Source organism: bacterium (assembly GCA_021159335.1).
Taxonomy (GTDB): Bacteria; UBP14; UBA6098; order B30-G16; family B30-G16; genus JAGGRZ01.
In genome coordinates this window covers 20,139-31,813 of record JAGGRZ010000147.1, presented here as the reverse complement: position 1 = coordinate 31,813, position 11,675 = coordinate 20,139, and the positions used below count along the sequence as shown (strand labels likewise).

Annotated in this window: 10 protein-coding genes; 4 read left to right on the top strand and 6 right to left on the bottom strand. The window is 45.3% G+C overall.

All coding sequences use genetic code 11. The features are described from left to right. From J7J62_08110 to J7J62_08085, 6 genes are all read right to left on the bottom strand, one after another. Positions 1–1,416 (bottom strand): valine--tRNA ligase (locus J7J62_08110; protein ID MCD6125117.1); only part of this gene is annotated, 1,416 nt, incomplete at its 3' end. Between the two features lie 89 nt (positions 1,417–1,505). Further along, on the bottom strand, positions 1,506–2,951 hold the full coding sequence (locus tag J7J62_08105) for a TldD/PmbA family protein (GenBank protein ID MCD6125116.1): 1,446 nt from the start codon (positions 2,949–2,951) through the stop codon (positions 1,506–1,508). Positions 2,952–3,093: 142 nt separating this feature from the next. Beyond that, positions 3,094–4,506 (bottom strand): transglutaminase domain-containing protein, encoded by a 1,413-nt coding sequence (locus tag J7J62_08100; protein ID MCD6125115.1) that lies wholly within the window; start codon positions 4,504–4,506, stop codon positions 3,094–3,096. Positions 4,507–4,509: 3 nt separating this feature from the next. Next, entirely contained in the window at positions 4,510–5,394 is an 885-nt protein-coding gene (locus tag J7J62_08095; GenBank protein MCD6125114.1) for a CoB--CoM heterodisulfide reductase iron-sulfur subunit B family protein, read from the bottom strand. A 12-nt stretch (positions 5,395–5,406) separates the two neighbouring features. After that, entirely contained in the window at positions 5,407–5,730 is a 324-nt protein-coding gene (locus tag J7J62_08090) for a 4Fe-4S dicluster domain-containing protein (protein MCD6125113.1), read from the bottom strand. Positions 5,731–5,815: 85 nt separating this feature from the next. Beyond that, positions 5,816–6,376 carry a Fe-S-containing hydro-lyase gene (locus tag J7J62_08085; GenBank protein ID MCD6125112.1) on the bottom strand — a complete coding sequence of 187 codons (561 nt, stop codon included), beginning with the start codon at positions 6,374–6,376 and terminating at the stop codon, positions 5,816–5,818. A 183-nt stretch (positions 6,377–6,559) separates the two neighbouring features. Here J7J62_08085 and J7J62_08080 point away from each other — a divergent pair, with 183 nt between their 5' ends. Genes J7J62_08080 through J7J62_08065 form a run of 4 tightly spaced genes read left to right on the top strand, consistent with a single transcriptional unit; the run spans position 6,560 to position 11,671 of the window. Continuing rightward, positions 6,560–7,687 (top strand): DUF362 domain-containing protein, encoded by a 1,128-nt coding sequence (locus J7J62_08080; GenBank protein MCD6125111.1) that lies wholly within the window; start codon positions 6,560–6,562, stop codon positions 7,685–7,687. A gap of 10 nt (positions 7,688–7,697) precedes the next feature. Further along, complete coding sequence (locus J7J62_08075; protein ID MCD6125110.1) at positions 7,698–8,369, top strand: MotA/TolQ/ExbB proton channel family protein; 672 nt, start codon at positions 7,698–7,700, stop codon at positions 8,367–8,369. Positions 8,370–8,381: 12 nt separating this feature from the next. Further along, complete coding sequence (locus J7J62_08070; GenBank protein MCD6125109.1) at positions 8,382–11,270, top strand: HEAT repeat domain-containing protein; 2,889 nt, start codon at positions 8,382–8,384, stop codon at positions 11,268–11,270. Then, positions 11,267–11,671: a biopolymer transporter ExbD gene (locus J7J62_08065; protein ID MCD6125108.1), complete on the top strand. Its 405-nt coding sequence runs from the start codon at positions 11,267–11,269 to the stop codon at positions 11,669–11,671. Before J7J62_08070 ends, J7J62_08065 begins: the two co-directional genes overlap by 4 nt. Positions 11,672–11,675 lie beyond the last annotated feature (4 nt).

The following is an 11,675-nucleotide window of genomic DNA, read 5'->3' as shown; positions in this document are numbered from 1 at the left end:
GTCAAGAACATCCTCATCTCTAACGAGCTTAACATCTTCTCTTTTATAGTATTCCCTTGCTTTCTCAAGAGCTTCCTCCTCACTCCGCGCCACAAATTCTTTTCCATCAGGTCCGTACCAGACTGGTATTTGGTGTCCCCACCACAATTGACGGGATATGCACCAATCCCTTATCTCATTTAACCAATTAAAGTAAACCCCCTCCCACCTTCTGGGCAGGAATTTTATCTTTCCTCGCCTGACAATCTCTATCGCAGGCTGAGCAAGAGGCTTCATCCTTACGAACCATTGATTGGAAAGATAAGGCTCGATAACAGTATGACATCTATAACAATGACCTACTGAGTGTTTGTGATCTTCTATCCTCACCAACAATCCCTGCTTCTCGAGTTCCTTTACGATAGCCTCACGAGCCTCGTAACGGTCCATCCCTGCGAATTTGCCGGCATTCTCGTTCATAATGGCTTTCTCATTCATAACAAGCACGAGAGGCATCCCGGCTTCACGCCCTATCCAGTAGTCATTAGGGTCATGAGCTGGCGTTATTTTCACAGCCCCAGTCCCGAACTCCGGGTCAACCTGCGGATTAGCCACAATAGGAATTTCATTGGAAACGATGGTCTCTTCCCAGCCAAAAGTAAGTCCTTTGCGCTCTTTTGGCACGAGGGGCAATATTACCTTTCTGCCCACAACTTCTTTGTAGCGCTGGTCGTCAGGATTAACCGCTACCGCAGTGTCACCAAGCATGGTCTCTGGTCTCGTCGTAGCTACCACTATGCCGTTTTGCGGGTCATCGACAAAGGGATATTTTATGTACCAAAGTTTGCCTTCGTGTTCCTCATGTTCAACTTCATCGTCAGCGAGAGCTGTCCCACATCGAGGACACCAATTTATTATATATTTGCCCTTATATATTAGCCCTTCTTCATACAGCCTCACGAAAACTTCTCTGACCGCTCTTGAGAATATGGGGTCAAGTGTGAACCTGGTCCGAGTCCAATCGCACGAACAACCTATTTCCTTAAGCTGTTCTATTATTCGTCCGCCTTTCTCTTCTTTCCACTGCCACAAAAGTTCCACGAACTTTTCTCTCCCAACATCCTCACGCGTTTTACCCTGTGCCAAAAGCTGTCTCTCAACCATGTTCTGCGTCGCTATTCCCGCGTGGTCAGTTCCCGGTATCCATAGCGTATCGTAGCCCTGCATGCGTTTGCGCCTTATCAAAACATCCTGAATAAGGTTATTCAAAGCATGCCCAAGGTGAAGAACATCAGTAACATTAGGTGGTGGAATAACTATGACGAATTTTGGTTTGCCCGAATCCTTCTCAGCCGGGGTCGAGAATTTTCCCTCAAGCCAAAATTTGTTCCACTTCGGCTCGATATCATGCGGATTGTATGTTTTCGGTATCTCCATTTTAAGATAAAAATAATTTGAGATTTCTCTGGGAAAGTAAAATAAACGGCATGGTTTGTCAACAATGTATTTAATTCAGGCTTTGTTGCTTATCCTAATCCTACCCTTACTTTCCTGAACCTTGCTGGCGCAGCACCGTGCGACATCTCAGCTGTTTGTGAAGGTTGACCTTTTCCGCAATTAGGAACCCCCCAGAGCACCCAGTATTTCTCGTTGCAGATAGCATCCAAACTCGCCCAGAACTGAGGAGTAATTCCTTGATATGTGGGATTCTTAACGATCTTGGTTAATTTACCCTTTTCAATAAGCCAGCCAATCTCTGTGGTGAATTGAAAGTTAAGTCTTTTTTGGTCTATCGACCAGCTCTTGTTTGTCTGAATGAACAGTCCTTTTTCTGTATCTGCGATAAGGTCTTCAAGCTCCCAATCACCCGGCAAAAGGGAAATATTAGTCATCCTGATCATAGGGAGCGACCACCAACCATGCGCCCTATTCGCTCCACGGGAGCGCTTTTCACCTATAACATGCGCGAGCTCGCGATTGGTGAGATAACCAACAAAAATACCGTCCTTAACGAGAAACCACCTCTGCGAACGGACGCCATCATCATCATAACCAACAGTAGCAAGCCCACCCTGTTGCGTGCCATCCGCGACGATATTGACTAATTCAGACCCATATCGAAATTTGCCAAGCTTATCTATTGTAAGAAAGCTCGTTCCAGCATAATTTGCTTCCATCCCAAGCACCCTATCGAGTTCCGACGGATGTCCGAGCGATTCATGAATCTGAAGAGCGAGTTGCTCGCCACTTATTATAATATCCATTTCACCCTGAGGACACGGCTCAGCCGAAAGCAACGCCAACGCTTCATCGCGAACGCGCTCAGCATTGCCAATGTAGTCGTAGGATTCGATTGCTTCCCAGCCGAGTTGCATGTATTGTCCGCCTTGCACACCCGGGTAACTTCGCGTTTGAATCTCATTATTCTTCTCATCAACCGCGGTAGCGCTGTATCCACCACCAGTTATGAGTATAGTTTGTTCTATGTCCGAGCCCTCGCTCGAAAGAAAAATTTGATGCTCCCTTCGAAGCAGAAGGGAACCCTGGGCGACTTTTATTCGCGCATCTTTGCGAAGTATCTCGTCAACCTTCATAAGCAGTTCCAGCTTTTTCTCGAGAGGAACCTTAAATGGGTCTATAATATATGTTGAATTCCATTTGTCCTTATACGAGGGTTCTGGAGCCAATCTGACATCTTCTTTTTTAAGCTTTGCGCTTGCTTTAGCAATCCTTACTGCTAATGCTGCCACCTTTTCGACCTCGTCCTTGGTTAGCTTTGGCGAAGCGGCGAATCCCCACGCACCATCAGCTATTACTCTCACCCCGAAACCTGCCGTTTCCTCTCTCTCTATAGAAGGTGCGCCGTTTTTCACTGAGATTCGTTCGCGAACCTCATCAATTATTCTTATATCAGCGTAAGTCGCACCGGCTAATCTTGCTACATCCAACGCATGATATCCTAAGTCTCGCATATTGTTGCCTCCAAATCTTAAAGTTAAATCTTAAAACAATTGAACTATTATTCCATACTCAATAAATTACAACAATCAAAATCTAACCCCCTTACAACACGCAAGGGGGCAAATGACACGAATAATTTTAAGTTAACAATTCCTACTTAAACTTTTCCACTTCCAGCTTTATATCCTTCGCATAAACCGGCGGTTCATCGTCCTCAAGCCATAGCGAGATGTGTCTCGCCGATATCTCGTCTACCTCGCCTGTAGTTGGGTCAAGCGGTGCCCAACCAAGCCCCGGTCCTATGAAAACCTCGACCCATGAATGGTCAATCAATTTGCCGTCGACATAAAGCACTCCCCGAACGATTCTCGCGGGTAACCCTACAGCTCGAAGCATGGCGACACAAAGTCTTGCTTTGGTATGGCAATCGCCTTTGCCAAGTGTTATAGCTTCTTTAGCGGAATATCGCTGAGGAGCACATTCCACATTGTTTTTAACCCAGAGATTTATAGCCTTTACGGCGTCAGCGATGGTTTTGCACTTTTTCACAACCTCGTTTGCCTTGTTTACTATTTCCTCGAAATCTGATTCAATTCCGGGCTCGGGCTTACTATACTTCTCAGCCGCTTTAAGAGGTTTCTCCGGCGGAAAATCACCAGCTACAGTTATCTTGTGCGACTGCCTTATAACTTTTATCGTGCCCTCGATTTTATCATGCTCAATTTTCCCGTCAAAGTCCTGCTCGAGGCGCTTTATGTAAATTTTGTCAAGAACTCCCTGCGGATTTAGAAAGATGCTTCCTTTAAGAAGTTTTCCTTTGCGAAGTTCTTTCATAAACTTTTTATTCGATGCCTGCTCAGGCGTTATCGGTTGGAATCCCACAGGAAGGTCATGAGGCTTTCGTTCGACTATTTTAACATTCGTCAATGTTATTTTGAGCTTTTGCGAGGGATATTCGATGTTCGTGACCACATGGTCCTCTCGCAACGCGAGATTAACTTCAAATGGACCAACGCTGCCGGAGAATCGAGTTACCTTCTTTTCGTCCACCACTTCCTCTCCAACATTCTTAAGGTCAAGCTTAACAACCATCATTAACTGCGGTATTATCACATCAGCTTTGAATTCGCCTACTGTCGGGTCTATTACCTTACCAAGAGGCACGAAATGCTCAAAAATATTCTGGTCCAGAATGTATCCATTGGCTGGAAAATCGAAAGTTTGCGTGGTTTGTCGTCTCGGGTCACCCGCGGTAACGGTCGCTTTGCCCATCTGAAATTTTGCCTCAACTTTCTGCTGGCTTCCCGGAACAAATATCTTAACGATGTAATTTTTGGGGTGATAACCTTCGTCGTAAAATGTTTCTACCTCATATTTTGTCTTGGTCCCCGCAGCCGTCATCTCAGTCGATGAATGAAGCCAATAGCCTGTAGCATGTTTCGTTAATCTAAATGTGCACTCACCTACTTTCTGCCCATCAGAATATATTTCGTAGGTTCCCTCAATGAGTCCCATCACCCCCGCTAATAAGCCCAGAACGAGCAAAAAACCAATCACCCTATACATAATTTATGCCTCCTTTTTTATTGTCGTATACCTCCTTAAAATATCTGAAACATCTATCTCATGTCCCTCCCAAGATAGCTCCTCTTCACTTAAAGCGAGTTCCAAAAGTTCGGTGAAATACAGTATCGGCATAGGTTTGAAACCAGGATTAACCTGCATTATTATTTCTTGCCTTCTATCGAGGTTGAAATGGCAAAGTGGACAGAATGTAACTATCGTTTCCGCACCTGCTCGTCTCGCACTCTCCACTATCTCATATGTTCTCTGGGCAACGAAATCTGGTTTGTGCACCGTTTCGAATGAACCGCAACACTCGATTTTGAGCGGAAAATCCACGACTTCAGCACCTGTGGTAGCCACTATCTGCTCAAGCACTGTCGGCCTCTCAGGATTGGGGTCTATAGAAAACTCAGCAGGCCTCAGAAGCAAACAACCGTAATATGCTCCAACCTTAAGTCCTTCAAGCTTTCTTTTTACCGCTTTTCTCAGCTTGTCCAAACCGAGTTCCAGCAATATATCCACATAATGCAGCACTTTTATATTGCCTTCATACGGTGGCTCATCGTCCATAAACTTGAGAACAGCATCCCTGAATTCATCATCATCCCTAAAGCGCGCATTTATTCGCCTTAAAGTGTTAAGGCAAACGGAGCAAATGGTTACGAGTTTGTCATCACCCGTCTCCTGTGCTCTTATTAATGTTCGTATTGCGCCTATAGAGCGGATTTTGTCGTCACTGGCAAGAGTAACCACTGTGCCACAACAGTGCCAGCGCGGAAGTTCCACAAGTTCAAATCCGAGTATCTTGCCAACATTTATTGCGGATATTTCAAGCTGTTTGGCAGTGGTTTTTAGTGTGCACCCTGGAAAATAATTATACTTAAGCATGCTTTCCACCTCTTAAGCAGTGAATTTCCTGAAACTCGCTACCAAGGCTATTGTGGGTAGTTCTTCTTTGCCCACGACCTCCCATATGTTGAAAAGGTCCATATTACGCCTTATTTTTATCTGCCTTAAAGCTTCGTTTATTTTGGAAAGGTCAACCCCCTGGGGGCAGCGCTCAGCGCATTCGAAACACGCCACACAAGCCCATATCGATTTCGATTCCAAAACTCTGTCGAACTGACCGAGCATGAGAAACATATTTATTTGATTAGGCAGTATATCCATCTCATCTATTGACGGACAACCAGAGCTACACATTCCACATTGATAACATTTCATAAAGTTGCTGGCAGCTATCTTGTCTATGCGTTCCCTTAATCGTTCGTCATATTTAAGAACTTTTATATCCACTTTCCACCACCTCTCAGTAACTTACCTTCCTGTACTTTTTTACGCCTTCCTCGAAAATGTTGCCACCAAATGAGTCCTGAGCCACTATAGCGGGAAAATCCTCTACCACGAGTTTTCTAACAGCTTCAGAGAGGAGTTCCGGGAAAGCAATCACCTCGGCCTGCTTTATAGATTTTGCAATAAGAGCAGCTGCTCCACCAGTAGCGGCAAAATAAACTGCTCCATACTTTTTCATTGCCTCCACTACTTCCTCCCCCCTCGGTCCTTTACCGATCATTCCTTTAAGCCCCTTTTCGATAAGCGCAGGAGCATATGGGTCCATTCTATAACTTGTTGTCGGGCCAGCCGAACCTATAGGTTTTCCTGGTGGTGCTGGTGCCGGACCAACATAGTAAATTATCGCCCCCTCAAGCGGGAACGGAAGCTCCTCACCTCGCTCGAGCATTTCAACAAGCCTTTTGTGTGCACTATCACGAGCTGTGTAAATAACACCAGAAATTAACACCTCATCACCAGCATGAAGACTCCTGACTACATCATCTGTTAAAGGAGTGATAATTCTTCGGGGTGACATTATTACCTCCCACAAAGTTATTTTAAATTAAAATAATCCCAATCTTATGTCAAGCAATGAAAAATATAATAATGAATGGGTCGAAATTTATCATAAAAAACTAACGAATAATGAAATACTAAATAATTTCTGTTGAAATTTTGATTTGGAATTCTATTTTTTAACCTGAACTTTTAAATCGCTATGAAATCTAAAGTAGCAGTTATAAGGACAAAGCCAGAAACAGTTATTGAGGATATCCAGCGTTTATGCGAGCTAGGGGGGTTGGGCGAATCCCTTGATAAATCGAGCCAAACGATACTTAAAGATAATATCTCGTGGCATCTACCCTTTCCTGGCGCCAACACAACACCATGGCAGCTTGAGGGAACGGTTATCGCGCTGAGGAACATGGGTTTCGAAGACCTGGTCGCTGTGGAAAACAACACAGTAGTAACAAACCCGTTCAAAGGCGAAAAACTTTTGCTTTTCGATGTGGTATACAAGAAATACGGTATACCAATTTTGTACAACTTCAGGGACATCAAATGGGTCCATTACGAACCTAAATTCAAAACTCATGCGCTCCACAAGGTTTACGACGGCAACATATTTCTTCCCGAGTTCTTTTTCGGAAAAAATATCGTTCATCTTCCGACGATGAAAACCCACATATACACTACGACTACTGGTGCAATGAAAAATGCGTTTGGCGGACTTCTTAACACCAAGCGGCACTACACACACACCTGGATTCACGAAACTTTGGTTGACCTTCTTCACATTCAAAAAGAAATCCACACCGGGCTCTTCGCAATCATGGACGGAACGACTTCCGGCGAGGGTCCTGGACCAAGGACTATGATACCACATGTCACGAATGTTATACTGGCAAGCTCTGACATGGTGGCTATCGATGCTGTTGCAGCAAAGCTCATGGGATTTGACCCAATGAGCATAAAATACATTGCACTTGCCACAGAGGATGGCTTGGGCACAGGGCGCCTCGATGAAATCGAAATAGTGGGCGATGATGTTTCGGACTTAAAACTCAACTACAAAGTCGGCGACAATCTTGCGTCAATGGTTGGTGATACATTGTGGTTTGGACCGCTGAAATGGGCACAATGGCTCTTTTTCAGAACACCTATGGTTTACATTTTCGTTTTTGGCTCGTTCATCTACCACGACTACATATGGTATCCACTCGTTGGACGAAAAAGATTTCTCAACTGGCTAAAAGAAACGGATTGGGGCAAGCTGATGATTAAGTATGCCGAAGAGCAGGAGAAAATAACGGGCGAAAAGGTCCAGTGGACAAAGTATTTGTAGCGTAGATATCATGGCACAGTTCATAGAAATGTTTCGACAGTGTAGCGCTCTTTCAAAAGGTATAATTCTGCTTCTCATCGTTATTTCAGTCTACTGCTGGGGTGTCATGATTTACAAATGGCGACGATTCAGCAAAATAAGAAAGCAAAACAGAATCCTTTCAAAGAAAATCGGCAATCTTCCCATAGGCGAGATATTCAACATGTCCCTGAATCCATCTGATAATCCAATCGTTCGGCTTGTATCCGCTCTCGTTAGCGAGTCAAGAGTCGAACAATACCAAGATAATCAAGGATTCACGCGAACAAGAAGGATACTTCCCCCGATAGATGCCTTGCGCGAAAGGCTTGACGCTGAAGCTGAGGCTATACTCGCATCTGAGGAATCAAGAATAGACTTTCTGGCAACCACTGCTACAGTCGCGCCCTTCTTGGGGTTGCTTGGGACAGTTCTGGGCATAACACAAAGTTTCTGGGAGATAGGCAAGCAAAGTTCAACCAACATCGCTGTGGTGGCACCGGGCCTGGCTGAGGCTCTCATAACAACGATAGTAGGGCTTATAGTCGCTATCCCAGCTGCTATAGGCTACAATTGGCTCAGAGGATACCTAAGGGACATGGCTACCGAACTTCACCACTTCTCGCGCCACATTTTGGCAAAAATTTCAGCACAAAAAAGTTAGCAGGGGGGTGCCATGAATTCAGAGGGTCAAATTTTACTAACAATATTGACCCTAAGCATGATGGCAGGCGCATTTGAGCCTGCCGATTCTTTTCCGCCCGCGATCGACTCAGTAGCGTGGGCATATATCGACACCGCAATGCTTATATCGGGCACCTCAAGGCTCGACGCTGAATTCGAGAAAAAGTGGGCAACAGACACATTATTCAGACTACCTATAGTCACGCGAATTCTCGACCACCCACTTGAACTGCCGGAAACGCTCGACTCGTGGACAAAATTTTTGCTTGAAAAAAAGAACGAGCCCACAAGAATCGCATGGTGGCTTTATGAGTTGCTCGATACAAATATCGATGTAAAAGCTCGCGAAAAAATTACCAGAAAAATCGATGCAGGGGCACAGTCAATAAGGTTCCCCGATGTACCTAAGACATACGAAACCGCACTTGCATATATTATATCCTCATTTGATGTTGCTGCTGAGTACCGCGAGAAAGCACTCAGCGAAATGCCTGAAAAATCTATAGACTCGCTGCTTTTGCTTCTTCCAACATTCTGGACTGACGACGAGGACACGCTGGCCGATACCTTACAATGCTATTACCTGAAATTGCTTGGTCACGAGTGTGATACATCACTTGAGGTGCATCTTGACTCGCTTTACGAACTTATGCACAACTTCAAACTGCAAGAGTTCGCAAAAGCCTCATTCGCTGTTTTCTATGGCGCACAAAAAGCGTTAAAAACTTTACTTGCGGACACATCGCTTCCTACACTCGATAAGCCCGTATACATAACGACTAAGTGGGGCAATGTGGTCTTGGGGACTAAAAACACAGACATTCTTGGCGATGCGACAGTAATAATAGACCCGGGCGGAAGTGACTTTTATACCGGAGAGTTCGCTGGTGGGGTCCTCGGGAAAACGCCCTTTTCCGTGGTTATTGACATTTCGGGAAACGACAGGTATGATTCCCGAGGAGACATTGTGGCGCAAGGTGCTGGCGTGTTTGGTGTCGGTGTCCTTCTCGATTATCAAGGGGACGATGTGTACCTTGCAAGCCATTATTCACAGGGTGCAGGGCTTTTCGGGGCCGGGTTACTCGTAGATTATGCTGGCGATGACCAATACAGCGGCGGCGTATTCGTTCAAGGTGCAGGGAATTTCGGGATAGGAGCTATTATTGACCTAAGTGGCGACGACAAATACAACGCTTATGCCTATGCTCAGGCGTTTTCAGGTCCTAAAGGCGCAGGGCTAATAGCCGACTACGACGGCTCTGACCTGTACTACTGTGGTGCCAAATATTCCCACAAACCACTTGTACCGCTCGACTACCACTCTTTCGCCCAAGGGTTCAGTATAGGCTGGCGTCCCGATGTTTCGGGAGGAATCGGACTGCTTTTCGATAAAAAAGGGAATGACACATACACAGCAGGCGTTTACAGCCAGGGTTCCAGTTATTGGTATTCAATGGGAGCAATAATAGACAATGACGGAAATGATGTCCATACCTCTGTATATTACCCACAAGGTTCAGGAATACATCTTTCTATTGGGGCATTGGTTGACCGTGGCGGCGATGATATTTATGTTTCGCGATACGGTCCTGGACAGGGCTCAGCACACGATTATTCGGTAGCTTTCTTCTCCGATTACCGCGGTGATGATATATATGTTATAGATGGTGGTAACGGCAATGCGATAACAAACTCATTCGCACTTTTCGTTGACCGTAATGGAGATGACCTTTATGCAAAAAGATTCTCTCGTTCGGATAATTTCGGTAAAGCAAAGCCGGCGCGCGGAACGGGAAGCTTTGGACTGTTCCTTGACCTTGAGGGTCCGGATCAGTACTCAGAAAACTCACCTGCGAGAAACGACGCATACTGGTTCCAAGGAGATGTTGGAGTCGGGCTTGACATACCAGGCGAGCCATTTCCAAATCCTATAAAAGAACTTGCTGAGAAAGAGGCTGAGGAAGAGGAAAAAGACACCATCCGCACTATTGAAGAAATTTTTAACGATGCGTGCGCATGGGCTGTGGGCTCAGCTCAGTTAAAGGCGAAAAAGGCATTTCAGGAATTGCTCGACTCCGCCGAAGCCGCAGCAAAGTACATTTGCGAACACCAACTGGGAACCAAGTCAAGTCTGCGCCTCAGAACCATAAAAAACTTCTGCAAAAAGAAACCCGAGCTTATGCGCCCATGCCTGTTCAAGGCTCTTCACGATGAGAACAGGAGAAGAAGAGGCAACGCTATATATTTGTTCGGCGAAATGCACGATACTCTTGCGGTGGATTCCCTTATAGCGCTGCTCGGCGATAAAAAAACCAGACTCTCAGCCATATCAGCACTTGGCAAGATTAAGGATACCTCAGCAACGCTTCCCATTATGAAGTGGCGGGATGAAAAGAGACAAGCCGGACGATACATAGTAGCAAAAGCTCTGGCAGAAATTGGCGACCCAAGAGCTCTGCCTGTTTTAATCGACTTTCTTGACGATGATTATCTGGTTGTAAGACTTGCCGCGCAGTATGGACTCGTAAAAATGTACAAAAACTCCTTCGACACCCTAATAAAAATTCTTCCGAACTCCGACCTGCCTAAAAAACTACACATAATAAGAGCACTAAGCAGCATTTGCAAAAAAATGAGGCAAGATAGCAGCCTGACCAACTACATCGTGGACACGAAAATCGCTGCTGTTAAAAAAGCGCTTCTCCCATTGCTCGACAGCGACGACAGAAGCGTTCGCAGCTATACTATAAGAGCGCTTGCATCCATAGGCGGAGAGGCAACTATGAAACTAATGCAGCAGAAATACGAACTTGAAACCGACCCGTATGTTCGTTCTATATACAGAAGTGCACTGGAACAAATTGGGACAATCGAAAAATGAGTTTAAGAGAAAAATATCAACCGTCATCTCAGCTTAACCTGACATCCATGGTGGACATAATATTCATGCTCCTTATAATAGTCATCATTACAGCGCCGCTCATGCATGCGCAGGTTGACCTATCCTTGCCTAAATCGTCTGCGGCTAAAGTGGCTGATGAAAGCACCATAACCATATCAATAAAACGGGACGGAAGTGTTTTCCTTGGCAATACCCGCGTATCTATAGAAAAACTTCCGAGACTCTTGTGGAAACTAAGGCAGGAAAGGCGGCTTACATCAGTGGCTCTGAGAGCCGACGAAAAAGTAGAGTACGGCATCGTAATGGAAGTAATAGGTGCTATAAAAGATGCTGGTATCGAGGACTTGGGACTCGTCGCTCTTCCAAAAAAGACAAAATAACTTT